22 protein-coding genes are annotated in these 23,297 nt (G+C 66.4%); 16 read left to right on the forward strand and 6 right to left on the reverse strand.

Annotation, left to right across the window (positions count from 1 at the left end; genetic code table 11):
- Window positions 1-14 precede the first annotated feature (14 nt).
- Window positions 15-641 (forward strand): 4'-phosphopantetheinyl transferase family protein, encoded by a 627-nt coding sequence (locus tag ACS8Y6_RS08375; RefSeq protein ID WP_440849316.1) that lies wholly within the window; start codon window positions 15-17, stop codon window positions 639-641.
- Here the strand turns inward: ACS8Y6_RS08375 and ACS8Y6_RS08380 are convergent.
- Window positions 619-1,146: an NUDIX hydrolase gene (locus ACS8Y6_RS08380; protein ID WP_440849315.1), complete on the reverse strand. Its 528-nt coding sequence runs from the start codon at window positions 1,144-1,146 to the stop codon at window positions 619-621. The two genes, ACS8Y6_RS08375 and ACS8Y6_RS08380, sit on opposite strands and share 23 nt — an antisense overlap.
- Before the next feature lie 172 nt (window positions 1,147-1,318).
- Here ACS8Y6_RS08380 and purD point away from each other — a divergent pair, with 172 nt between their 5' ends.
- On the forward strand, window positions 1,319-2,629 hold the full coding sequence (gene purD / locus ACS8Y6_RS08385) for a phosphoribosylamine--glycine ligase (protein ID WP_440855376.1): 1,311 nt from the start codon (window positions 1,319-1,321) through the stop codon (window positions 2,627-2,629).
- A 621-nt stretch (window positions 2,630-3,250) separates the two neighbouring features.
- Here the strand turns inward: purD and ACS8Y6_RS08390 are convergent.
- A complete protein-coding gene (locus tag ACS8Y6_RS08390) occupies window positions 3,251-4,591 on the reverse strand; it encodes a hypothetical protein (RefSeq protein ID WP_440855377.1) in 1,341 nt (446 codons plus the stop codon).
- 468 nt (window positions 4,592-5,059) lie between these two features.
- Here ACS8Y6_RS08390 and ACS8Y6_RS08395 point away from each other — a divergent pair, with 468 nt between their 5' ends.
- From ACS8Y6_RS08395 to ACS8Y6_RS08435, 9 genes are all read left to right on the forward strand, one after another.
- A complete protein-coding gene (locus ACS8Y6_RS08395) occupies window positions 5,060-6,070 on the forward strand; it encodes a ligase-associated DNA damage response exonuclease (protein ID WP_440849312.1) in 1,011 nt (336 codons plus the stop codon).
- A 68-nt stretch (window positions 6,071-6,138) separates the two neighbouring features.
- Entirely contained in the window at window positions 6,139-6,597 is a 459-nt protein-coding gene (gene msrA / locus ACS8Y6_RS08400; protein WP_440849311.1) for a peptide-methionine (S)-S-oxide reductase MsrA, read from the forward strand.
- Window positions 6,598-6,678: 81 nt separating this feature from the next.
- On the forward strand, window positions 6,679-8,175 hold the full coding sequence (locus ACS8Y6_RS08405; protein WP_440849310.1) for a patatin-like phospholipase family protein: 1,497 nt from the start codon (window positions 6,679-6,681) through the stop codon (window positions 8,173-8,175).
- On the forward strand, window positions 8,172-9,221 hold the full coding sequence (locus ACS8Y6_RS08410) for an ion transporter (protein WP_440849309.1): 1,050 nt from the start codon (window positions 8,172-8,174) through the stop codon (window positions 9,219-9,221). Before ACS8Y6_RS08405 ends, ACS8Y6_RS08410 begins: the two co-directional genes overlap by 4 nt.
- Window positions 9,222-9,348: 127 nt before the next feature.
- Window positions 9,349-10,665: a sn-glycerol-3-phosphate ABC transporter substrate-binding protein UgpB gene (gene ugpB / locus ACS8Y6_RS08415; RefSeq protein WP_440855422.1), complete on the forward strand. Its 1,317-nt coding sequence runs from the start codon at window positions 9,349-9,351 to the stop codon at window positions 10,663-10,665.
- 48 nt (window positions 10,666-10,713) lie between these two features.
- Window positions 10,714-11,595 carry a sn-glycerol-3-phosphate ABC transporter permease UgpA gene (gene ugpA / locus ACS8Y6_RS08420; protein ID WP_440849325.1) on the forward strand — a complete coding sequence of 294 codons (882 nt, stop codon included), beginning with the start codon at window positions 10,714-10,716 and terminating at the stop codon, window positions 11,593-11,595.
- Window positions 11,595-12,437, forward strand: coding sequence for a sn-glycerol-3-phosphate ABC transporter permease UgpE (gene ugpE, locus ACS8Y6_RS08425; RefSeq protein ID WP_440849308.1), 843 nt, complete (start codon window positions 11,595-11,597; stop codon window positions 12,435-12,437). Before ugpA ends, ugpE begins: the two co-directional genes overlap by 1 nt.
- 5 nt (window positions 12,438-12,442) lie before the next feature.
- Window positions 12,443-13,528 carry an ABC transporter ATP-binding protein gene (locus tag ACS8Y6_RS08430; protein WP_440855378.1) on the forward strand — a complete coding sequence of 362 codons (1,086 nt, stop codon included), beginning with the start codon at window positions 12,443-12,445 and terminating at the stop codon, window positions 13,526-13,528.
- Between the two features lie 194 nt (window positions 13,529-13,722).
- Window positions 13,723-14,697, forward strand: a complete 975-nt coding sequence (locus ACS8Y6_RS08435) for a DUF302 domain-containing protein (protein ID WP_440855379.1) — start codon at window positions 13,723-13,725, stop codon at window positions 14,695-14,697.
- Window positions 14,698-14,796: 99 nt separating this feature from the next.
- Here ACS8Y6_RS08435 and ACS8Y6_RS08440 read toward each other — a convergent pair whose 3' ends face one another.
- Both ACS8Y6_RS08440 and ACS8Y6_RS08445 read right to left on the reverse strand, forming a co-directional pair.
- A complete protein-coding gene (locus ACS8Y6_RS08440; RefSeq protein WP_440855380.1) occupies window positions 14,797-16,455 on the reverse strand; it encodes a L,D-transpeptidase family protein in 1,659 nt (552 codons plus the stop codon).
- Window positions 16,456-16,505: 50 nt separating this feature from the next.
- Window positions 16,506-17,105: an LON peptidase substrate-binding domain-containing protein gene (locus ACS8Y6_RS08445; protein ID WP_440855381.1), complete on the reverse strand. Its 600-nt coding sequence runs from the start codon at window positions 17,103-17,105 to the stop codon at window positions 16,506-16,508.
- A 134-nt stretch (window positions 17,106-17,239) separates the two neighbouring features.
- Between ACS8Y6_RS08445 and ACS8Y6_RS08450 the strand changes: the two genes are divergently transcribed.
- The 5 genes from ACS8Y6_RS08450 (at window position 17,240) to ACS8Y6_RS08470 (ending at window position 21,569) form a co-directional block, all read left to right on the forward strand.
- On the forward strand, window positions 17,240-17,698 hold the full coding sequence (locus tag ACS8Y6_RS08450) for a PaaI family thioesterase (RefSeq protein WP_440849303.1): 459 nt from the start codon (window positions 17,240-17,242) through the stop codon (window positions 17,696-17,698).
- Window positions 17,695-18,225, forward strand: coding sequence for a PaaI family thioesterase (locus tag ACS8Y6_RS08455; protein WP_440855382.1), 531 nt, complete (start codon window positions 17,695-17,697; stop codon window positions 18,223-18,225). Before ACS8Y6_RS08450 ends, ACS8Y6_RS08455 begins: the two co-directional genes overlap by 4 nt.
- A gap of 27 nt (window positions 18,226-18,252) precedes the next feature.
- Window positions 18,253-19,137: an acyl-CoA thioesterase II gene (gene tesB / locus ACS8Y6_RS08460; RefSeq protein ID WP_440849301.1), complete on the forward strand. Its 885-nt coding sequence runs from the start codon at window positions 18,253-18,255 to the stop codon at window positions 19,135-19,137.
- Window positions 19,138-19,323: 186 nt separating this feature from the next.
- Entirely contained in the window at window positions 19,324-20,268 is a 945-nt protein-coding gene (gene glpQ, locus ACS8Y6_RS08465; RefSeq protein ID WP_440855383.1) for a glycerophosphodiester phosphodiesterase, read from the forward strand.
- A 134-nt stretch (window positions 20,269-20,402) separates the two neighbouring features.
- Complete coding sequence (locus ACS8Y6_RS08470; protein WP_440849299.1) at window positions 20,403-21,569, forward strand: YbfB/YjiJ family MFS transporter; 1,167 nt, start codon at window positions 20,403-20,405, stop codon at window positions 21,567-21,569.
- Between the two features lie 6 nt (window positions 21,570-21,575).
- Here the strand turns inward: ACS8Y6_RS08470 and ACS8Y6_RS08475 are convergent, their stop codons facing one another.
- Both ACS8Y6_RS08475 and ACS8Y6_RS08480 read right to left on the reverse strand, forming a co-directional pair.
- Window positions 21,576-21,890: a hypothetical protein gene (locus ACS8Y6_RS08475; RefSeq protein WP_440849298.1), complete on the reverse strand. Its 315-nt coding sequence runs from the start codon at window positions 21,888-21,890 to the stop codon at window positions 21,576-21,578.
- 31 nt (window positions 21,891-21,921) lie between these two features.
- A complete protein-coding gene (locus tag ACS8Y6_RS08480; RefSeq protein ID WP_440849297.1) occupies window positions 21,922-23,286 on the reverse strand; it encodes a WS/DGAT/MGAT family O-acyltransferase in 1,365 nt (454 codons plus the stop codon).
- Window positions 23,287-23,297 lie beyond the last annotated feature (11 nt).

The raw sequence follows: 23,297 nt of genomic DNA on the forward strand, positions 1-23,297 counted from the left end.
TTAAATAACCATTTATGCTTGTAGTGTACATCGTCCTCGATCCGGCGCGCGAGGCGCTTTTTGCCGAGCGTTCCGCGACCCGGGCGCCGCCGGCCTATCGTGCGCGCGTCGAGGCGATGGGCAGTGCGGCGGCCCGGGCGCGGACGATGGCGGGGTTATGGTTGCTCGAACAGGGGCTGGCTCTCCTGGATCTGCCGCCGGAGCGCATCGAGGGGTTGGGCTTCGGCGCCGGGGGACGGCCGCAGTTCGCCGACGGACCGTCCTTCAGTATTTCGCACAGCGGCGGGCTCGTGGCCTGCGCGGTCGACGCCGAGGGCGTGATCGGGCTCGACGTGGAGCAGCGCCGCGACGGGGTCTCGCCGCGGCTGCGGCGCTGGGTCGCGCCGGACGGCGATTTCTTCGCCGCCTGGTGCGCGCGCGAGGCGGCCGTCAAGGCCAGCGGGCGGGTCGGTCTGGCGCGCATTCGTGCCACGACGATCGATGGCGCGTTCGCCTGCCTGGACGGTCACCGTTGGCATCTGTTGCCGTTGTCGCTGGCGCCCGGTTATGCCGCCTGCCTCGCGGCAGCGCGCACCCTGGCGCCGGCGGCGATCGGATGCGTCGACGCCGGCGATCGACTCAGCCGCGCTCGCGCCGGATGAAGTACAGGCCGGTGTAGATCTTGGGGTCGACCGGCAGGCCCTCGGCTTCGCGCGCGGCGAGCCAGTCGTCGATGGTGTCCAGGGCGACGGCATGCACGGTGATGTCCTCGCTGTCATCGCCGCCGCCGGGGCCGACGCGCGCCAGATCGTGGGCGCGATAGAACCATTGCGTCTCGCCCGACAGGCCGGCGCTGGGCGGCCCGGCGGTCATGTATTCCAGCCGCGCCGGGCGATAGCCGGTTTCCTCTTCCAGTTCGCGCGCGGCGGCTACGGCCAGGGCTTCGTCCTCCTCGCCGGCAATATCGCCCACCAACCCGGCCGGCAATTCCAGCACGGGGCCGCCCAGCGCGGGGCGGGGCTGTTCCACCATGAGCAGTTCATCGTCGGGTGTCACGGCCACGATCACCACCGCCCCGCGCGCGTTGACCCGGTCGACGAATTCCCAGGTGTCGATGCGCTGCAGACGCAGGTAGTCGCCTTCGTAGAGGATTTCGGTATCGGCCATCGGAGGATTGGATGAAAAAAGCGATGGGCGGAGTTTAGGGCCTGTGGCCGTCTTACGCGACGCCATGGCGCAGCACACCGCATCCGCGCTTTGTTAAGCTTGCGCCGCACCGGCGGGCCCGCTCGATAGCGCATGCCGGTTTCCACAGCAACCGCCCGGGGCGAGACCCATCATGAGCAAGGCAGCGCATCGTATTCTCATCGTCGGCGGCGGCGGCCGCGAGCACGCCCTGGCGTGGAAACTGGCGGCCTCGCCACGGGTGGCGCATGTCTATGTTGCCCCCGGTAATGCCGGCACCGCCACCATGACGGATGTCAGTAATGTGGCGATTGGCGTGGACGAGCTCGACGCCCTGCGCGATTTCGCGCTCGACAACGCCGTGAGCCTCACCGTGGTCGGGCCCGAGGCGCCGCTGGCGATCGGCATCGTGGATATGTTCGAGGCGGCCGGACTGGCCTGCTTCGGCCCGAGGCAGGCGGCGGCCGAACTCGAGGCCAGCAAGGCGTTTTCCAAGGATTTTCTGGCCCGTCACGCCATTCCCACCGCCGACTACGCCACCTTCGCGGATTACACCGCGGCCGCGGCCTATATCCGGGCGCGCGGCGCGCCGATCGTGATCAAGGCCGATGGCCTGGCCGCGGGCAAGGGCGTGACCCTGGCACACACGGTCGACGAGGCGCTGGCTTCGGCCCGCGACATGCTTGAGGACAACGCCTTCGGCGATGCTGGTGCGCGCATCGTGGTCGAGGAATTTCTTGCCGGCGAGGAAGCCAGCTTCATCGCCATGGTCGACGGCACGCATATCCTGCCGCTGGCCAGTTCACAGGATCACAAGGCCGCCTACGACGGCGATACCGGCCCGAACACCGGCGGTATGGGGGCGTATTCGCCCGCGCCCGTGGTCACCGACGAGATCGCCGAGCGCGTGATGAACGAAGTGATGCGCCCGACCGTGGCCGGGCTGGCCGCGGATGGCCGCCCATTCACCGGATTCTTGTATGCCGGCCTGATGATCGACGAGACCGGCGCGCCGCGGGTGCTGGAGTTCAACGTCCGCATGGGCGACCCGGAAACCCAGCCGATCATGATGCGGCTGGAATCCGATCTGGTGGATCTGCTGGAAGCCGCCATTGCCGGGCGTCTGGATTCAGTGGACGCGTGTTGGCGCGATGAAGTCGCGCTGGGCGTGGTCATGGCGGCGGGCGGTTACCCGGGCGCGTATGCCAAGGGCGATGTGATCGAAGGGCTCGACCGTGCCGTGGCCGAAGATGTCGAAGTGTTTCACGCTGGCACCGCGCTCGACGACGAAGGTCGGGTGGTGACCACTGGCGGGCGCGTGTTGTGTGTCTGTGCGCTGGGTCGCAATGTCGCCGAGGCCCAGGAAAAAGCCTATCGCGGCGTCGCCGGCATCCAATGGCCGAATGTCAGCTATCGCCGGGATATCGGCCATCGCGCCATCAAACGGGGCAATTCCGTTCGATAAACCCGCGGGCTGGCTCGGGGCGCTGATTCATTTGGCATTTCATGTTTGCAGTCCGCCAATGAACGCGAAGAGCGCTAATGGCGGGTCGGTATTCCGACCTGATCGACACGGGGCGCCGTCGTGCTTTCGGGATTTCGGGCGGCAAAAAATCTGTCCGCAGATCAACACAGATTCACGCAGATGCGGTTGTGCTTTCGTGGCATAGCGGACTCGAGGCGCTAACCGGCGACGGCGTCGGACAAAGGTTGCAAGTCGGAGGGTTCGTTGGGGAACGAAGCCCATACAGCCGCTTGCGCCACGATCGAGCTAGTGCCCCCAATGACTAACCGTCATCTGCGTAAATCGGCGTTGATCTGCGGACAAATGCATCGAGAAACGAAGCGAGCAGCCCTACGGCGCCCGTAACTACGGATGTCGCGAACCTGACCCGCCATTAGCGCTCTTCGCGTTCATTGGCGGACTGGATTCGCGACCTGCCGGTTTCGGGGCAGAAGAAAAGCGTGTGATCCGCTCAGCGGCGTCTTTCGGTGCGTATATCGCGCGCATAAAAAAGCGGGCGCCGTAGCGCCCGCTTTAAGTCCGGCGAACCGCCCGGCGAGCCGGGCGGTTGCGGGATCGCACTTACTTCTTGATCAGATCGCCGTCAAAGTAGAAGGCGGCGGTCAGATTGAAGCGGCCGTGCCAGCTGTTGTCGTTCGGGCCGACGAAGGCCATGCCGCCGTTCTTGGCCTCGATCCACTCCGCCCAGATATCCACCGGGCCGGCGAACATGGCGATGCCGGTGGTGTTTTCCTGGACGTCGCCGATACGGTTGCCCACGTTGTCGTAGTTGCCGTAGCCGGAGTGCAGATAGCCGTAGTCATTATAGACTTCGAAGCTGCTGATCGGGCCCATGTTGCTGACGTTGAACGTCCGGCCGACGCTGGCCGCGTACAGCTGGCCCTTGGCGGGCATCAGGTAACCGTAGCCATAATCCTGGAACGGCACGGACTCGGTGTTGCCACCGGCGATGTCGCTCGGGATGTTGTACTTGTAGTCGACGAACTGACCCTGCAGCACCCAGTTGCCGAGGTCGGCCTCGGCCGCCAGGGTACCGGCCCAGCGCGAGCCGTATTTGGTGTTGCCGTTGTTGCTGGTGTACTCGAGCTCGCCACCACGGCCGGCGATCGACAGGTTCAGCGTATTGTCGCCGTTCAGCTTGATGGTACGGCCCAGACGGGCGTTGCCGCCGTTGACCAGACGGGCGCCGCTGCTAACAAGGTCCCCGTTGGCATTTTTCGTGCCGCTCAAATTCGGGTTACCGCCGTACGTGCTCTGCTGCGACAGGCCCTGATTCTTGAACGCGTCGAGGTCGAAGCGCCAACCGTTGTTCTCGTACTTGTACCCGATGCCTGCGGCCTGGTTGTCGGCGAAGCCGGCATAGTAGTTCAGGTTGGCCCAGAACGATTGATAGCCGTAGGGCAGGTTGCCGAAGGGCACCTGGAACATACCGCCCTTGACCTGACTGCTGTCGTTGGGGCCGAAGTCATAGGCGGCCCAGGCGTTATGCAGGTACTGGCCGCTCTTGAAGTTGGTGGTGGACCAGCGGTAGTCGGCGGCGTAGGTGAGCTTGCCGTACTGGCCGGCCACGTTCAGGTCGAAATAGTCGAGGATCAGATCCCCGGCGCCGGCATTGTTACCGCCGTAATCCTTCTTCTGATACTCGGCGACCACGCCACCACCGATGGTGAGCTTCTTGGTCGGGCCCGAGGACTGCGCCGGCTGCGCGGTCGTGGTGGTGGCGGCCTGCTGATTCTGCTGCTCGGCCTTCATCTCCTGCACCTGCTTCTGCAGCTGCTGGATCTGATCCTGCATCTGCTGCAGGGTTTGGCTGTCGCTGCTTTGGGCGGCGGCCTGTACCGACCACAGCGCGGTACAACCGCACACGGCGAGTGCCAGGGTCTTGGCTGGATGTTGACGCATCATTATTCTCCCTACTCCCTTTTTAAAAAGCATTGTGCCCAACAAGGCGCTCGGATTCGCGAATCGTTTGGCGGCACCGCTCCAGGGCGGCATGGCGACCAACGTCTACTGCGACGGAGGAGCGATCGGTGTCAGGATCCGCCCCAGCGGGTCTGATCCGGCAGGCCGATCGACGCTCGCCATCGACACACGACGCTGGCGAAGCCAACAGATCGCAACCGATTTCGACGTCCAACGAATTGCCCCCCTTGGCAAGTAGTCCGCGAACTCCCTTTTATTCGCGTTATCAACATACCACTAATTTACTAGCAATTTAAATCCCTGCGGGTAAAAAAACTTTCATGCCGGGTTTCGGCACGTACCGGCGAGGGTCTTTTTTTTCCCTTTAAACGCAGCAGGTTAACAGGCCGCTTAATGCGGCCGGGGCCGCGCTGCCCGGCCGACTTATACGAGAGACGTGTATCCAGCATGCTGATCAAGCCGACCGAACGCGGTCTGTATTGCGGGGCCGGGGATTTCTACATCGATCCGTGGCGGCCGGTTGAACGCGCGTTGATCACGCATGCGCATGCCGATCACGCCCGCCCCGGGCACCGGCGCTACTGGACGGCGGCGCCCGGCGAGGCGCTGCTGCGGCATCGGTTGGGCGCTGACATCGATTGTTCCGGCGTTGCCTACGGCGAATCGCTGAGGTTCGGGGACGCGCGGGTCTCGTTCCATCCGGCGGGGCACATCCTCGGTTCGGCCCAGATCCGGGTCGAAGCGGGCGGCGAGGTGTGGGTGGCGTCCGGCGACTACAAGCGGGCGCACGATCCCACCTGCGCCGATTTCGAGCTCGTGCCCTGCGATACCTTCATTACCGAGGCCACGTTTGCGCTGCCGGTCTATCGCTGGTCGTCCAGCGCCGAGGTGGCGCGCGAGGTGGCCGCCTGGTGGCGCGACAACGCCGCCGCCGGGCGGGCCAGCGTGCTGTTCTGTTATGCGCTCGGCAAGGCTCAGCGGTTATTGGCCGAGCTGGGTCAGCGCGATGATCTGCCAGCGCAAAGGGCGTTTCTGCACGGCGCGCTGGTGCCCCTGACGCAGGTTTATCGCGCGGCCGGCATCGAAATGCTGGCCACCGAACCGGTTTCGGCGCAGCCCAAGGATCGTGATTTATCCACGGCGCTGGTGCTGGCGCCGCCCTCGGCGGCCGGTTCGCGCTGGATGCGCCGTTTCGGCGAACATCGCAGCGGGTTTGCCTCGGGCTGGATGCGGATTCGCGGCAACCGCCGCCGGCGCGGCTACGATCGGGGTTTCGTGCTGTCGGATCATGCCGACTGGCCGAGTCTGATCGATACCATCGAGGCCACCGGTGCCCGCCGCGTACTCGCAACCCATGGCCGCACGGACGTACTGGTCTCGTATCTGCGCCAGCGCGGCATCACGGCCGAGCCGCTGGCGACGGATTATGCCGACGGCCCGGAGCGCGAGGACAACTGATGTGGGCGATCGCCACCCGGCGTAGGCTATGATGATGCCATCGACTCGCCATCAACGAGAGGTCGATCATGGCTGTCGCAACGTGCGCGATGGGATGCCTCTGGAAGCCGGAGCCGATCTTCCGCCGCATCCACGGGGTTGCGGATACGGCGGTTGGCTGCGCTGGCGGCGACCTGCCGAATCCGTTCGACCCGCAGCTTTGCGCCGGTGCCACCGGTCAGGCCGAAGTGGCGCAGGCGTCGTACGACCCCGAGCGCTTCGGTTACACGGCAGGGCGGGATGTGTTCTGGCAGCACCGCGATCCGCACCCCCGCGCCCGGCAGGGCGCGGACGTGGGACGCCCGTATCGGTCGGCGATGTTCACCCACGGCGATGCCGAGCGCGCCGCAGCGCGGGCCAGCCGGGACGTGTATCCGACGCAACGAACCCGGCCGGTCGTCACCGAAATCGAGCCGCTGCGGGCCCTCTATCGCGTCGAGGATTATCATCAGCGATTTATGGAAAAGACCGCTACGCTGTGTCTGTAGTCGACGCCCGGGCCCGGGCGTGCGTCGCAGGGGGCGAACCCGAACGCTGGCGGCGACCGCCGCCCGGCCCTTGAGATGGTGATGCGTCGCTCCGAGGCGCCCAAAGCGCGCCGTGCGCGCCGTGCGCTGTCCCTGCCGGATCACGCCGAGGATCGGGCACGTCTGGCGCTGCATCGAATGGAACGGTCGCTGGTTCGCGCCCGGCTCGATCGCCCGAATCTCCTGCCCGATGCGGACTACCAGAATCTGCGCTATGCCATCGGCCTGGCGCGGCTCGGGCGTTTCCGGCCGTTCAATCAGCCGGACGGCCCGGAGGTCGATATCGATATGGCGCCGGTGCTGCCGCTGCGCGACTGGCTGCTCAATCATCTGCACGATCCACTCCGCCTGCCGTCGCCGGCCGAGGACAAGCTGGCAATCGCGCGCGAGGCGGCCGGCGTGGCCCGTTCGCGCGCCGCCCGCGTACGCGCCGCACTGCTGGATACGCACCGCGACGATTTCGATGCGGCCGCGCTCGATCGCGAGGCCGGCCAGCGCGCGCTGGTGGTTGTCGCCGGCGGCGGTGGCGGGGCCGGCTATGTCTATGCCGGCGCCTTCGCCTGTCTGGCCGAAGCCGGGTTGGTGCCCGACTACATCGTCGGCAACTCGATGGGCGCGATCCTCGGTCTGATGCGGGCCCAGCACCGCTACGCCGATATCGACGAGCACATCGATTTCGCCGCCGGGCTGAAAAAGAGCGATATCTATTCGGCCGCGCGCCGGCGGCGCAGCGAGTTCTGTCTGGGCGGCCTGTTCCACCTGCATCTGACCGCGCTGCATCAACGGTTTGCCACCGGCGATCTGCGGCGCCCGCTGCGCCTGGACGAGCTGGATATCCCGCTGGACGTGATCGTCGCCGGGTTGAAGCGTCATTCGTATGAGCGCCTGTCGGCGGAAATCCGGGCCGGGGAAGCACGCGCGGCGCGTCTGCTGCCGTTGCCGGTGCGCGTGGCCTCGCGGCTGACGCGCATCCTGCAGTTCTTTCGCAGCGACATGGTGGTGCCGATCGTGCTCGGCCGCGATACCACCACGCGATCGCTGCATGCGGTGGATGCGGCCGGTTTCTCGGCGGCGGTGCCCTCGATCCTGCAATACGAACCGGGCGCGCGCGCCGGGTCGACGCGCGAAATCCTTTCGCACCTCATGGCGTATCACGAACTCGTGGCGCTGGTGGATGGCGGCGTCGCCGACAATGTGCCCACCCGCGCGGCCTGGCGCGGTGTGGCCGCGGGCCGCGCCGGCGGCACCCGCAACGGTTATTACCTCGCCTTCGACTGCTTCCTGCCGCATGTCGATCCGAAGAACCTCTGGCTCTGGCCGATCACCCAGACCGTGCAGCGCCAGATGCGGGTGAACCGCGTCTATGCGGATACGATGGTGCGCTTCCGGCGCACCTTGTCGCCGACGAATCTGGTGCCCGGCCGGGCCGGGCTCGAGCTGGCCGTGGCATGGGGGCGGCAGACCATGCAGGAAAGACTGCCGGAAGTGCGTGCCATGCTGGCACCGGCGACGCTCGGCGCAGCCCCGGGGGCGCGTTGAGCCTGAGCGAACACGTCGGCCGTCGGGAGACGCCGGACCCGTTCGCGGTCATCTCGGGCGATCGCAGCCTGGCCGAGCGCCTGCTGCTGCTCTGGGATCTGGCGATCATCGGGCTGGTGACGATCAACCTGGCGTTGATCATCTTCGACACGCTGTTCGCCATCGCGCCGGTGGGTCATGCCGTCGGCGCGCTCTGGCCGGCCGCCCACGATTGGTATGCGCAGCATGTGCACCGGAATTTCACCGCCATCGATCTGGCGTTCGTCAGCGTGTTCGTGCTCGACGTGCTGGCGGGCTGGATGTTGGCGATCATGCAGCAGCGCTACCCGCGCTGGTATTTCTATCCGTTCGCGCGCTGGTTCGACGTGCTTGGCTGCATCCCGGTGGCCGGTTTCCGGTTTCTGCGTGCGCTACGCGTGATCTCGATCGTGATGCGCCTGCAGCGGCTCGGCGTGATCGATATCCGCGGCTGGGGGCTCTATCGCCAGCTGATGGTGTACTACGACATCGTGGTCGAGGAGATCTCGGACCGGGTCGTGCTCAAGGTGCTGACCGGCGTGCAGGACGAAATCAAATCCGGCGGCCAGCAACTCTCACGCCGGATCGTGCGCGATGTGATCGCGCCGCGGCGCCGCCCGTTGACGCGTGCGGCCAGCGCCCAGCTGGAGTACGCGATCGTGGCAGCCTACCGCGGCAATCGCGATCAGATCCAGGCCTATCTCGGTCGTATCGTGGGCCGGGCCGCGGATGCCAATCCGGCGCTGAAGAACCTGGAACGCGTGCCGATGCTGGGGCGCTATGTTTCCGAGGCCATCGATGACGCCATCCGCGACACGGTCAACCAGGTGCTCGACGAAGCGGTGGAGGGGCTGTCTTCGGCGGAATTCGACGCGCTCGTCGGCAATCTCGTCGAGGCGGCCATCGAGCGGTTGCTGGCCCAGGAGGTCGGCGCGGCCTCCTCGGAGATTCGCGACGTCACCATCGAGGTCCTCGAACTGGTCAAGGAACAAGTGGCCGTACAGCGCTGGCGAGAGCATTTCGAATGATGCCGGGGCGCGCCATCGCGCGGCCCGAGACGGATTGTCACATTGGCGTTATTTTTCGGCTTTAGCGTAAGTGCTTAAACCGGATCGCGGCGGCATCGATCGTTTCAAGGGGGCATGCGTGCAAGGCATCAAGCAGGCTTTGTCGGCGGCGGTTATCGCGCTGGCGCTCGTGGCGGCAGGGGCTCAGGCTCGGGCGGCGGACAAGCCGATCCAGATCACCTGGTGGCACTCGATGGCCGGCAAGAACGGCGAGACGCTCGACCATCTGGTCTCCGAATTCAATCACTCGCAGTCGAAGTACCATGTCGACGCGGTTTACAAGGGTAATTATTCGCAGTCGCTGACGAGTGCGATGGCTGCGTTCCGCGCGCACAAACAGCCCGACCTGCTGCAGGTGTTCGAGGTCGGCACCGCGACCATGATGGCGGCCACGAACGCCATCGTCCCGGTCTACAAGCTGATGGCGCAGCACGATGTCGGCTTCAAGCCGGATGCGTTCATTCCCTCGGTGAAGGGCTATTACACCGATAGCAACGGCCACATGCTGTCGATGCCGTTCAATAGCTCCACCCCGGTGCTCTACTACAATCGCGACGAGTTCAAGCAGGCCGGCCTTAAGCGGCCGCCCAAGACCTGGTCCGAGCTCGGCGACGACGCCAAAAAACTGCGTGATGCCGGCGTGAAGTGCGGCTTCACCACCGCCTGGCAGTCGTGGATCCAGATCGAGAACTTCGCCGCCTGGCAGAACCAGCCCCTGGCCACCGAGGACGACGGTTTCAAGGGAATGGGCGCGCGCCTGCTGATCAACAAGAAGCCGTTCGTCGAGCATATCGGCCGGATGGCATCGTGGACCCGGAACAACCTATTCCAGTATGGCGGGCGCGAGGATTCGCCCATGCCGCTGTTCTACAGCGGCAACTGCGCCATGTTGTTCCAGTCGTCGGGCTCGTTCGGGTCGATCCAGAACAACGCCAAGTTCGACGTCGGCGTGGCGCCGATGCCCTACGACAAGCGGGTGGTGGACCAGCCGCAGAACAGCATCATCGGCGGCGCTTCCTTGTGGGTGTTGCAGGGCCAGCCGAAGTCGCACTACCAGGGCGTGGCGGAATTCCTCAACTTCCTGGCCCAGCCCAAGCAGCAGGCCGAGTGGAGCCGCAACACCGGTTACGTGCCGGTGACCGAAACGGCCTATCAGTTGCTCAAGAAACAGGGTTTCTACAACAGGAAACCGGGCGCCGAGGTGGCCATCAAGGAGCTGACCCTGCACCCGCCGACGGCGAACTCCAAGGGCCTGCGGCTGGGTAACTACAACCAGATCCGCAATATCATCAATGCGCAACTCGAAGCGGTCTGGTCCGGGCAGAAGAGCGCCCGGCAGGCGCTCGATTCGGCGGTCAAGCGCGGCAACGCGGAACTGGAAAAATTCCAGAACGCCAATTCCTGATGACCACGCGAACGCGGTGATCTTCGGGCTCTGGCGTGGCGTACGATGATCGAGCGGCGCGTTGTTTTCGGCCATCGCTGGCTGCCGCTCGCGCTGATCGCGCCGCAGCTGGCGATTACGGCCGTGTTCTTCTTCTGGCCCGCCTACGAAACCGTGGTGTCGGCCTTCTATGCCCAGGGCGCGTTCGGCGGCGGCGAGCATTTCGTGGGGCTGGCGAACTTCGTCGCGCTCTGGCACGACACGAACTATCTGCATTCGTTCTGGGTGACGCTGGTGTTCAGCGCGGCAACCACGGCCCTGTCGCTGTCGGTTTCGCTGCTGCTGGCGGTCAATGCCCAACGCGCGCTGGCCGGTGGGCGCATCTACCGGGCGCTGCTGACCTGGCCCTATGCCGTGGCGCCTGCGATCGCCGGCGTGCTCTGGCTTTTTCTGTTCAACCCGGGCGTGGGGCTGCTTGCCGATGCGCTTTCGGTATTCGGCGTGGCCTGGAATTTCCATATCCATGGCGGCCAGGCGATGATTCTGGTCGTGATCGCCTCGGCCTGGCGGCAGATCGCCTATAACTTCCTGTTCTTCCTGGCCGCGCTGTACAGCATGCCGGGGTCGCTGATCGAGGCGGCGGCGATCGACGGCGCGGGCCCCAGCCGACGCTTCTGGACCATCATCTTCCCGCTGCTGTCGCCGACCACGTTCTTTCTGCTGGTGATCGATCTGGTGTATGCCTTCTTCGAAACCTTCGGCGTGATCGACACGGTCACCCACGGCGGGCCGGCCAACGCCACCAACATTCTGGTCTATGAAGTGTTCCAGACTGGCATGCAGGGCATGGACATCGGCGGCGCGGCCGCCCAGTCGGTGGTGTTGATGCTGTTCATCATCGGGCTGACGGTGCTGCAGTTCCGTTTCATCGAAGGCCGGGTGCGCTACTGATGGTCGAGCGCGGCGGGTTTCGGCGGGTTCTGCCGCATCTGATCCTGCTGGGCGGGCTGCTCCTGGTCGGCGGCCCGATTGTCGTGGCCGTGATCGCTTCCAGCCATGCCGCGGCGGATCTGGTCGGTCGCTTCCCGGCCTCGTTCGGTTCGCATCTGCTGGCCAACTACGGGCATGTGCTGGCCGCCGGCGGCAACGGTTCCAGCGCACCGGCGGCCACCATGCTGTTCAACAGCCTGGTGATGGCGCTCGGCATCAGCATCGGCAAGATCGTGATCTCGATCGCTTCGGCCTATGCGATCGTGTATTTCCGGTTCCCGCTGCGGCGGACCTGCTTCTGGCTGATCTTCATCACCCTGATGCTGCCGGTGCAGGTGCGCATCCTGCCGACCTATCAGGTGGTGGCCGACCTGCACATGCTCGACAGTTATTCGGGGCTGATCGTGCCGCTGATCGCCTCGGCCACTGCCACGTTCCTTTTCCGGCAGTTTTTCTTCTCACTGCCCGACGAGTTGCTGGAGGCGGCGCGCATCGACGGCGCCGGGCCGCTGCGTTTTTTCCGGGATATCGTGCTGCCGCTGTCGCGGACCACCATTGCCGCACTGTTCGTGGTGGAGTTCATCTACGGCTGGAACCTCTATCTCTGGCCGCTGATCGTAACCACGCAGGAGAACATGACCACCATCGTCATGGGCATCCAGCACATGATCGCGGTGGCCGACGAGGCGCCGTCCTGGAACTGGATCATGGCCACCGCGGTATTGGCGATGCTGCCGCCGCTGGCGGTGGTCATCCTCATGCAGCGCCAGTTCGTAAAGAGTTTCGTGGATACGGAGAAATAGCGCGCATGGCTGCGATCGAGTTCGACAATGTCGTCAAGCGCTACGGCGACGATGCCGTCATCCACGGGCTGGATCTGGCGATCCAGGCCGGGGAGTTCCTGATCGTGGTCGGGCCTTCCGGCTGCGGCAAGTCCACGCTTTTGCGCCTGCTGGCCGGCCTGGAGCCGATCAGCGACGGCACCGTGCGCATCGACGGACGCGTGGTCAACGACCTGGAGCCGCGCGAGCGCAATGTGGCCATGGTATTCCAGAATTACGCCCTGTATCCACATATGACCGTGTTCAACAACATGGCCTACGGGCTGCGCATCCAGCGCCGGCCCAAGCACGATATCAAGGCGCGCATCGAGCGCGCCGCGCAAATCCTGCAGCTCGACCCGGGCCTGCTCAAGCGGCGCCCCAAGCAATTGTCCGGCGGCCAGCGTCAGCGGGTGGCGATGGGGCGCGCGATCGTGCGCGAGCCGAAGGTGTTTCTGTTCGACGAGCCGTTGTCGAATCTCGATGCCAAGCTGCGCGTGCAGATGCGTATCGAGATCAAGCGGCTGCATCGGATGCTGGGCATTACCACGCTGTACGTGACCCACGATCAGGTCGAGGCGATGACGCTGGGCGAGCGGCTGGTGGTGATGAACGGCGGCCGGATCGAACAGGTCGGCCCGCCCGCCGTGCTCTACGATCATCCGGCGACACGTTTCGTGGCCGGTTTTCTCGGCTCGCCGGCAATGAATTTCATGCCCGGGCGGTTGGCGGCCGACGGTCGCTGCGTCATGCTGGCCGACGGCGCCCGGCTGGCCCTCGAGCGGCGCTACGCCGGCGGCGAACAGGATGTGGACGTCGGCATACGCCCCGAACACCTGAGTCCGGCCGAGCACGGCATCTTCACCCAGCGTGTGGAAATGGTGGAGCATCTGGGCGCCGACAGCCTGATCCATGCCGCCGACGCACACCGGGCGCTGGTCTGCCGGGTGGCCGGCCATTCACCGCTCACTGCCGGTGACGAACTGCGACTCGGGCCGGCCGAAGCCGCGCCGGTGCATCTGTTCGATCAGGCCACGGGCGTCCGACTGGAAGCCTGCGACACCGCCGCGTAGCGCGCCGGTCCTGTCTGTATCCGGCGGGCAACGGCTCCAGGCCACGTGCCCGGTCGGGCCCTGCCGCCTCATCACACCGGTGGGCGCGCATGCGAGGCGACGGCGCAACCGCACGCGCGCAGGGCTGGACTTTGCGCGCCCGATGGGTTTGATTTGACACAGGGCCAGATCACGATCAGCGAACAAGACGAGCCATGTCCACGACAATACGAGCCCTGATCACGATCCTGGCGGCGTTGCTATGCGTGGGCGCTCTGGCCGGTTGCAAGATCGATTGGCTTGATGCCCTGGGTATCCACAAGCACAACGACAATACCGCCCGGGTCGGCAACACGAACGTGCCCGGGCTTGATGTCGCCGTCTCGGACTACGGCTTCGCCCAGACCTACGCCAATCTCGAACAGGCAATGGGCAGCAACAACTATTACCGCACGCTCAAGACGGATCTGCAGTCCGAGGCCGGCAACGCCGGTCGCAGTATCCGGCCGACACGCGTGATTCTGTACCAGGACCCCGGCCGGATGACGCCGCTGATTGCGGCCGATCGGCGTGCCGGACTGGATCTGCCGCCGGCGATGCTGGTCTATCAGGACAGCAGGAACAACGTCGGCGTGGCCTACAACAGCAGCGATTATCTGGCGGCACGCTACGACCTCGCGGCTGCAAAGGACGCGCTCGACGGGCTGGGCCGGGACGAGGCGACGCTGGCGAACGATGCATCGGGCCAGAATATCTCCCGTACCGGCAGCGTCAGCAGCATCGGTCAGGGCGAGGGGCTTGTGGATCGCACCAGCGCCCACGGTTTCGATACCACGCTGGCCAACCTGATCAGTGCGATCAAGAACAACAGCAACCTGCAACTGCTGCAGCAGTTCGATCATCGGGCGGCCGCGCACAGTATCGGCAGCATGCTCGACGCCAACGATGATCCGTCGACCCTGGTGGTGTTCGATGCCGGCGCCGAACAGGCCCGGGTGATCGCCGGCGGGCAGACCGTGGCGGTCGATCTGCCGGCCCGCATTCTGGTCAGCCAGGACACCGACGGCACGGTGCATGTGAGCTACAGTCAACCGAGCTATCTCGAGACCCGTCACAACGTCGCGGCTGCGAACGCCATCCGCGATTTCGACGGCACCCTCCGCAGCCTGGTCGGCAAGGCGGTCAATTAGGGCCCGTGACGGTGTGGACAAATCCTTGTTCCGTCTGCCGGATGTTAAAAAAAGCAGTTATCAGTAGGTCGGGTTAGCGCGCAGCGCGTAACCCGACGCTCAGTGCGTGGGCGCCGACGCTGACCTGCGGTCGGTCGGTAGGGCGGCCAGCGCCCGTGCCAGCCGGAGGTCGCGGCCATACAGGTCGCGGCGGAAATTGACCCCGTCGGCATCGACGAAGGCGGTCCAGTACATGAGATAGACCGGCAACGGCCGGGCCAGGTTCACGCGCTGGCGCTGGCCCTGGTGCATGGCCCGGTCGATGCGTTTGGCATTCCAGTCGTCGCGGCCGGCCAGCGCGAACCGGGCCAGCGCCAGCGGTCGGGCCACGCGCACGCAGCCGTGGCTGAGATCGCGCTGGTCGCGGTTGAACAGCTGGCCGGCGGGCGTGCTGTGCAGATACACCGCATAACGATTCGGAAACATGAATTTGACCAGTCCGAGCGCATTGTCGGGGCCGCCGGCCTGGCGCACCTGCAAGCGGCCCGCGACGACCGCCTGCAGGTGTTCGGGCGTGATCGCGAGCGGCGTGGCATTGGGGCCGAAGGCGCGCACGATCTGGAAGCCGTGGCGCGCCATGTACTGCGGATCGCGCTGTGCGTGCGGAATGATTTCATCGACCGCAATATGGTGCGGCACGTTCCAGAACGGCCGGAAGATGAGATAGCGCATGCGATCGGCGAACACTGGCGTGGCGCGATTGTTGTAGGTACCGCCGACGATGACTTTCATTGTCAGCGCGGTGGTGCCGTGGTCAACCGCCTTCAGCGAAAAACCGGGGATATTGACCGCAATGTAGCGAGCGCCGAAGTCGTCCGGCATCCAGCGCCAGCGTTCGAGGTTCAGTTTGAGCGTGTCGATGCGCGCGGCCACCGGCACATCCAGCGCCGTCAGCGTATTCGGACCGACGCGGCCATCGGCGTGCAGGCCGTGTCGGCGCTGGAAATGACGTACCGCATCGGCCAGCCGCGGCGTATAGCGATCCGCGCTGCCGGCCGTGGCCGGGGCATCGCCCAGGTCGCCGCCGATGCGCAGGCGTTGGCGCAGCGCGGCAATACGCGGATCGTGCATGCCGGCGCGCAGGGTCGGCCCGGCGGCGATTCGCGGCCAGCCGCCGCTCGCCTGAATCGCTCGATACTGCGCCAGCACGGCGACCAGCTGCCGATAGCGCGCGTGGGCGGGTTGCAGTGCATCAAGGATTCCGCCCGGGTCGCCATCGTGCACGGCCGAGCTCAGGCGTTGGCGGTAGTCGTCGTTGGCCGCATGGTGACGCCAGTCGCTGCGAATCGACGCGTCGCGGACCCGGCCGCGGTCGATGTCATGGGCCAGCTGCATGAAGGCGCGGCTGAGCACGATGTCCTGATGCGCCAGCGCAGCCGGCGGACGCGCGCCCGGTGTCTGCAGTGCGGCCCAGTCGGTCGATCCGATGTAGTCGCGCCGGGACAGGCCCTGGGTGTCGATGTGCTCAAGATAATCGAGAAAACGCGCCCCGGCCGGGCCCGGCTCGTAGGTTTCGGTATCGAACCAGGCTGGCGCGTCGTCGCGCTGCTGGTAGAAGCGCAGCAGGGCGGCCCGGGTGGGGTCAGCGTTCGTCGGCGCGGCCGCGAGCTGTTTACGGATCGCCTGTGCTATCGCGCCCGGGCGCTGGGCTTGTTTGTCGCTGCCGGCCTGGGGGCCACGGGGCGGGGCGCTGGCGCAGCCGGCCAGCAGTATTGCCACAAAAAGTCCGAGCCACGGGCGCGCCTGACCCCGGCGCAGACAGCGTCCCGTCATCGGCGCGACCGCGTGCCGGCGTTTTCGATCTCGATCATCGGCCGGATCCGGCGCAGCCGCTCCTGCGGGTCGTCGGTGGTCAGCAGGTCGTGCTTGGTGGCCGCGTCGAAGGGCAGCAGCTCGGTCAGCCGGGCCGACAGCCAGCTGGCCGAATCGTAGTCGACCGAAGCGCTGTCGTAGGGCAGGCCGGTGTCGGCGATCAATGCGGCCACGATCTCCTTGAGCGGCGCGAATTCGATCGGGCAGGGGCCATCGCTGGTTTCGTCCACCGGCGTGACCTCGCCCCACCACAGGCCATTGGCGCTCTGGCGCGTATCTTCGATCGCCACCCGTGTATGGCCGTGCGCGGTAATACCCAGCGCGCCGTCGGACAGGCGGTCGAAATCGACGATCGATACGCGCGTGCCCATGGCGCGCGGTTCGGCGAAATCCCCGTGCCGCGCCGGACGGGCTGTACAGACCACGAAATCGTCCTGGCTGCGCATGCAGTGCGACACCATGTCCAGGTAGCGCGGCTCGAAGATGCGAAGCGGCAGGAGGCCCCCGGGGAAGACGACCGTGGACAGCGGAAACAGGGCATGTTCGGTATACGGCATGGTGATCGGGCCTCGCCTCGGTGGGCCGGCGCGGCCGGCCGCGGGATCTTCGTCCTGCTTGCAGTCTACGTGTAATCGAAGCGACCCGTTGCGTCGGGGTGACAGCGGTCGCTGCCCTCGCTATCTTCCCAGCGATGACTGACAACATCGACAAGACCGACCCGGCGGTACGGCGCGAGATCGCGCGGCGTTTCACCGCGGCCATTCCGTACAACCACGCCATCGGATTGGTGCTGGTCGATGCCGGTCCGCCCGAGGTACATACCCGGCTGGCCTATCGCGAGGTCTTCCTGGGGGACGTGGAAGCCGGGCTGTGGCACACGGGGATCGCGACTACGGCCGCCGATTCCAGCTGTGGCCTGGCGGCGTTTCTGGCCGTACCGGCGCTTGAAGCGGTCGCCACGCTCGATCTGCGCATGGACTATCTGCGGCCGGCGGTGGCCGGGCGCGATCTGGACGTGGTCGCCCGCTGTCATCACGTCACCGGCCATGTCGCCTTCGTCACGGCCGTGCTGCATCAGGGCGCCCCCGACCGGCCGACCGCACGTTGCACGGCCAGTTTCATACGCACCGGCGGCTCGGTGCTTGCATGAGGCGCTCGCACGCGCCTCCCGATCGCAGCCTGTCCGACGCCGCCGCGCGGCGACTGCGCGACGCACGTGTCACCGGCGACTACGAGACGCTGCTCGAGGCCATTCCGTTCGCGCGTTTTCTCGGTCTGCGCGTCGTCGACGACGGCGCGGCCTGTCGTTATGTCATGCCGTACCGCGACGTGCACATCGGCAATGCCGCCAAGCCCGCGCTGCATGGCGGTACGGTCGCCAGCGTCCTGGAACTGGCCATGCAGCTGGAGACGTTGATCAGCCAGACCCAGCCGCGTCTGCCCGATCCGGTGGATTTCACCATCGATTACTGGCGCGCGGCCGGGCCGGCCGACTGCCACGTGGCGGCGCGTGTGATCCGGGCCGGGCGGGCCGTCGCCCAGGTTCAGGCCGAATGCTGGCAGGATGATCGCGAGCGTCCGGTGGCCTTCGCCCGCTGCAATTTCATCATGCGGGCGCCCGCGCCCGATCAGCGCGGGTCGAGTGCTCGTGCGAAATCGCCACAGCCTCTAAACTGACGCGCTCGTTGTACCGGGAGGGTGAATATGGCTGACAAGCCCGAGGCGCTGGTCGCCGATCTACTGGCCCAGCTCGATCTGGAAGTGCTGGAGGATCGGCTGTTTCGCGGCAGTTCGCGTAATCTGGGCGGTCGCAGCGTGTTCGGCGGCCAGGTTGCCGGACAGGCGATGGTGGCGGCAACGCGTACGGTCGACCCGGGCCGGCTCGCCCATTCCATGCACGGTTATTTCCTGCGCCCGGGCGACATGGACAAGGCCATCGTCTACGAAGTGGACAATATCCGCGACGGGCGCAGTTTCGCCGCGCGCCGCGTCCAGGCCATTCAGCACGGCCGGCCGATCTTCTCCATGCTGGCCTCCTTCCATGCCGCGGAGGACGGCTACGTGCACCAGGCCGAGATGCCGGACGTGCCCGGCCCGGAGGGCCTGGCCAGCCACGACGAACTGCGCCACGCATGGGTCGACGCGCTCGATCGCGTGCCCGAGTCGCTGCGCGAGGCGGTCGGCCGGGAAATCGCCATCGACCTGCGGCCGGTGCACCCCTGGAACATGCTGGCGCCGGACCGGCGCGAGCCGAAGCAGTATGTCTGGTTTCGCGCCAAGGCGGCGCTGCCGGCCGATCAGGCGCTGCACCGGGCGGTGCTGACCTACGCCAGCGATTTCAATCTGCTGACCACCGCCCAGCTGCCGCACGGCGTGTCGTTCTTCACGCCCGGCATGCAGATGGCGAGCATTGATCACGCGCTGTGGTTTCACGGTGATCTGGCGGTTGACGATTGGCTGCTCTATGCCATGGACAGCCCCGGCGCCCAGGACGCACGCGGCCTGTCGCGCGGCCTGATCTTCACGCGCGAAGGCCGGCTGGTCGCCTCGGTGGCGCAGGAAGGGCTGATCCGACACCGTCAGTCGTGACGCGGCGGTCGATGCGGGGCGGGCCGCATGGCGTTTCGGGCGGCTGGGGTAATCCGCATCGTCAACCGCCTGTTGTGCGGTCGCGAGCCGGGCGAGCGGCTGGTGTACGTGGTCGCGTCGCATCAAACGATGGGCGGCGGCGTTGCACTACGATACGCTGGCGCTGTCATCCCTGCAGGCCGCGTCATGGCTGTTACCGACAACATCGTCATCGCGCATCGCGGCGCGAGCGGCTACCTGCCCGAACATACGCTGGCCGGCTACGCCATGGCCTATGCGCTGGGCGCGGACTACATAGAGCCCGACCTGGTATCCACGCGTGATGGCGAGCTGATCTGCTGCCACGATATTCATCTGGACCGGACGACCGACGTCGCCATGCGCTATCCTGGTCGCGCCCGCGGCGACGGACGCTGGTATGCCGCCGATTTCACGCTCGCGGAAATCAAGACCCTGCAAGCCCGGGAGCGCGTCGATGAACACGGCGCGCGGGTGTTCCCGGGGCGGTTCGATGCCAATGCCCACGGCTTCGCAGTGCCCGCGTTCACCGAACTGCTGGATCTGATCGCCGCCCTGAATCGCCAGTCGGGACGCCGCGTGGGCGTCTACCCCGAAACCAAGTCGCCGGAATTCCACGGCGCCGAAGGCCTCGCGCTGGAGCCCACGCTACTCGCGACGCTGGCCGAATATGGTTATACCGGGCCGGACGCGCGCGTGTTCGTGCAGAGTTTCTCGCCCACCAACCTGCGGCTGATGCGGCAGGAAATGAGCAGCGAACTGCCGATGATTCAGCTGATCGGCGACACCGCGCTCGAAGCCGAGTGGATCACGCCGGCCGGACTCGACGCGATCGCGACCTATGCCAACGGCATCGGCCCGGACAAGTCATTGATTGTTGCCGGCAACGGCGCCCTGGTTCACAACGCCCACGAACGCGGCCTGCTCGTGCATCCATACACCTTCCGTGCCGACCAGCTCGGCGACGGTTACCCCGATCTCGCAGCCGAGCTCGCGGCCTATTATTTCGACTATGGCGTCGACGGCGTATTCACGGATTTCTGTGATGTCGCGGTTCAGCTTCTCCATCCGGCGCCGACCGCCGGCTTCATGCGGCCCGCCAGGGCGAGCTGACCGCCACCGCGCAATGGGCGCGCCAGGCTGCTCGTCGTGAGGCCTGCTGCATCGGAGTGCGGCGCTGACGTGACCCTGGCGTTGGCGGGCGGTCGTGGCAAACTGCCCGCCGGTGTTCTCTCTCTGCATTGATCATGGCCAACACGAACGCGGGCCGGCTGGGCCTGGCGGGCGGTATCTGTACGCTGCTGGGCGTCGGCCTGGCGCGTTTTGCGTATACGCCGTTGATCCCCGCGTTGGTCGACGCCGGGTGGTTTTCGACCCGTGCCGCCGATTATCTCGGCGCGGTCAATCTGCTCGGCTATCTGGTGGGCGCGGTGCTGGCGCATCGCGTGACCGAGCGCTTCGGTGTACGTGCCGTGCTCGCCGCCAGTCTGGCCGTGACTGTCGCCAGCTTTTATGGTTGTGCACTGGATTGGGGCGCGATCTGGTGCGGGGTCTGGCGTCTGGCCTGCGGGGTGAGTGGGGCGATGCTGGTGGTCGTCGGCGTGCCGGCGGCGTTGTCGCGGGTGCAGCCGGGCGAGCGTGCCGGGACCGGCGCGCGCGTGTTTCTGGGCATCGGGCTCGGGATCGCGGCCAGCGGGACGCTGGTGCCGTGGCTGATCGATGTCGGTATCGCCGCGGCCTGGTTGGCCTTCGCGCTGGCGGGTACGGCTCTGGCCTTATGGAGCTGGTGGGCGGTATGGCGTGACCTGGCGCCGCTGGATCGTCACGCGGCGCATACCGGGCAGGCCGCGCCGGCGCCGGGGCTGACGTTGTCGCTGGTGATCGCCGCGTACGCGCTGGATGCGGCCGGATTCGTGCCGCACACCCTGTTCTGGGTCGATTACATCGCCCATGAACTCGGGCGCGGGATCGCCGTCGGCGGACGCTACTGGATCGTGTTCGGTGCGGGCGCGATCTGCGGGCCGTTCGTGGCCGGCGCGCTGGCGCGCCGGCTCGGATTCCGTACCGCGCTGGCGGCCATACTTGGCGTCAAGACAGCGGCCGTAGCGCTACCGCTGGCCTCCAGCGCGCCGGTGGCGCTTGGCGTGTCGTCGTTCGTGGTCGGCATGCTGGTGCCGGCCAGTGTCACGTTGACCTCCGGTTCGTTGGCCGAGCTCGCGCCGCCGCAGCGCCAGCAGCAGGTCTGGGGCTGGGCGACGCTCGCCTTTGCCGTGCTGCAGGCGGTGGCGGCCTACGGCATGTCCTGGGTGTACGACGATTGGGGCAGCTATCGGCCGTTGTTCGCGCTGGCGGCGGCGGCGCTCGCCGCGGGCACGATATCGGCCGCGCTGGCGGCGGCTCGGCGCGACGGCTGAACGGCCTCAGCGATCTTTTGGCTGCCGGATGGCGGGCCGGAAGCCCGCCGGTTTGTCGGCGATCCAGGCCACGAACTGGGCGATCCCGGGATGGGCCAGCAGATCGGCTCGGGTGTTGTACACCTCGGCGAGCGCCTTTTCGTCCAGCACGGCGTGGATGTGGCTGTGGCAGGGGCGGCAGAGGTGCAGGATGCGGCCGAGACGATCGTCGCGATCGAAGCGTTTGCGGATGCGTTTGAGTCGATGCGTGCGGCGCGGAATCAGATGGTGTCTGGTGGTGCGCACGCCGTGTCGCCCGCACAGCCGGCATGCGCCGGTCATGCCGGCGTCTCGCCCGGGCGCGGGCGGGCGTTCACGAGGTCGCGGGCAGGCCGGCCGTCTGTTCCAGTTCGTCGAGCGCGTCGTCGAGATATTTCAATAGATTCTGGATTGACGGCAGCGCGCGCCGACAGGCCATCAGGCCGAACTCGAGCATGTCGCGATAACTGACGAGGCTGATGTTGAGCGCCTGGCCATCGAGGACGATCGACATGGGATACATGCCGAGCATCTCGGCGTCGCCGAAATACAGCGTGTTCTCCGGCCCCGGCACATTGGAGATGACCACGTTGAACGACTGACGGCTCGGGGCGAGGCCGGATAACAGGTTCAGCCCGGCCGGCGCGGTCATCGCGGCGACCACGGCCATGATCTGCTCGGCCGACATGCGTTTGTAGCGGCGTTTCCAGTAATCCACGCTGCGCTTGATCGCGGCCAGCCGGTCGGCCGGGTCGGCGATGTCGGTCGCCAGGTTGGCATAGATCAGGGCGATCCGGTTGCCGGTGGCGTCCTCGGCGTCATGCAGCGAGATCGGCAGCATGGCGATCAGCGGCGCCCGGGGCAGGGCGTCCTGGTCGATCAGGTAACGCCGTAGTGCGCTCGAGCACAGGGCGAGTACCACATCGTTGACGGTGGCGCCGAAGGCGTCGGCGACGCCGCGGATCCGCGTCATCGAGTACCCCTGCGCCGCGAACCGGCGCGAGCCGCTGACCGGCCGGTTGAGAATGCAGGCCGGGGCCTCGGCCGGTCCGGTGAAGTCCGGGTCGTGGCGTGCGTCGTACCAGGCGTCGTACAGCGCCCGCGCGGCGGCGGGCAGGGCCGCGGCTTGCCGATAGCTGCTCTGTAGCATGGCTACGCCCGCGGACCAGGGGCGCGGGCGTGTTTTCGCCTGTGGCGGGAGCTGCCAGGGCACGCGGAAATGCTCGCGGCCGGAGTCGATCGACAGAAAACGCCGCAGCACGCGCATGGCCGAAATGCCGTCCATCATCGAATGATGAAACTTGGTGTAGATGGCGAAGCGATTGTCGGTCACGCCTTCGATGACATAGACCTCCCACAGCGGGCGTGCCCGATCGAGCAGGGCGCCGTGCAGCATGGAGACCAGTGCCAGCAGGTCGCGGATCGCGCCCGGCTCCGGCAGCGCCAGATGCCGCACGTGATATTCCATGTCGAAATCGTGATCGGCGCGCCAGAAAGGCTGGCCGAGGCGATACTTCAGTCGCTTGTCGAACGGCGGCTGGATCGCGTTCTGCGCGCGGGCGCGGTCGACCAGTTGATGTACGTAGTCGGCGGGCGCGTTGTCGGGAATGGAGAACAGCTGCAGGCCGCCGACGTGCATCGGCTGGTTGCGGCGCTCGAGGCGCAGAAAGATCTGGCTTATCGGATCGACAATCGACATGGATCGCCTGC

Source organism: Salinisphaera sp. RV14 (assembly GCF_052044135.1).
Classification (GTDB): domain Bacteria; phylum Pseudomonadota; class Gammaproteobacteria; order Nevskiales; family Salinisphaeraceae; genus Salinisphaera.

Excerpts from the sequence above, each read along its gene's own strand:
- ACS8Y6_RS08375 (WP_440849316.1), top strand. The coding sequence starts at position 15 with ATGCTTGTAGTGTACATCGTCCTCGATCCGGCGCGCGAGGCGCTTTTT.
- ACS8Y6_RS08380 (WP_440849315.1), bottom strand. The coding sequence starts at position 1,146 with ATGGCCGATACCGAAATCCTCTACGAAGGCGACTACCTGCGTCTGCAG.
- purD (WP_440855376.1), top strand. The coding sequence starts at position 1,319 with ATGAGCAAGGCAGCGCATCGTATTCTCATCGTCGGCGGCGGCGGCCGC.
- ACS8Y6_RS08390 (WP_440855377.1), bottom strand. The coding sequence starts at position 4,591 with ATGCGTCAACATCCAGCCAAGACCCTGGCACTCGCCGTGTGCGGTTGT.
- ACS8Y6_RS08395 (WP_440849312.1), top strand. The coding sequence starts at position 5,060 with ATGCTGATCAAGCCGACCGAACGCGGTCTGTATTGCGGGGCCGGGGAT.
- msrA (WP_440849311.1), top strand. The coding sequence starts at position 6,139 with ATGGCTGTCGCAACGTGCGCGATGGGATGCCTCTGGAAGCCGGAGCCG.
- ACS8Y6_RS08405 (WP_440849310.1), top strand. The coding sequence starts at position 6,679 with ATGCGTCGCTCCGAGGCGCCCAAAGCGCGCCGTGCGCGCCGTGCGCTG.
- ugpE (WP_440849308.1), top strand. The coding sequence starts at position 11,595 with ATGGTCGAGCGCGGCGGGTTTCGGCGGGTTCTGCCGCATCTGATCCTG.
- ACS8Y6_RS08430 (WP_440855378.1), top strand. The coding sequence starts at position 12,443 with ATGGCTGCGATCGAGTTCGACAATGTCGTCAAGCGCTACGGCGACGAT.
- ACS8Y6_RS08435 (WP_440855379.1), top strand. The coding sequence starts at position 13,723 with ATGTCCACGACAATACGAGCCCTGATCACGATCCTGGCGGCGTTGCTA.
- ACS8Y6_RS08445 (WP_440855381.1), bottom strand. The coding sequence starts at position 17,105 with ATGCCGTATACCGAACATGCCCTGTTTCCGCTGTCCACGGTCGTCTTC.
- ACS8Y6_RS08450 (WP_440849303.1), top strand. The coding sequence starts at position 17,240 with ATGACTGACAACATCGACAAGACCGACCCGGCGGTACGGCGCGAGATC.
- ACS8Y6_RS08455 (WP_440855382.1), top strand. The coding sequence starts at position 17,695 with ATGAGGCGCTCGCACGCGCCTCCCGATCGCAGCCTGTCCGACGCCGCC.
- tesB (WP_440849301.1), top strand. The coding sequence starts at position 18,253 with ATGGCTGACAAGCCCGAGGCGCTGGTCGCCGATCTACTGGCCCAGCTC.
- glpQ (WP_440855383.1), top strand. The coding sequence starts at position 19,324 with ATGGCTGTTACCGACAACATCGTCATCGCGCATCGCGGCGCGAGCGGC.
- ACS8Y6_RS08470 (WP_440849299.1), top strand. The coding sequence starts at position 20,403 with ATGGCCAACACGAACGCGGGCCGGCTGGGCCTGGCGGGCGGTATCTGT.
- ACS8Y6_RS08475 (WP_440849298.1), bottom strand. The coding sequence starts at position 21,890 with ATGACCGGCGCATGCCGGCTGTGCGGGCGACACGGCGTGCGCACCACC.
- ACS8Y6_RS08480 (WP_440849297.1), bottom strand. The coding sequence starts at position 23,286 with ATGTCGATTGTCGATCCGATAAGCCAGATCTTTCTGCGCCTCGAGCGC.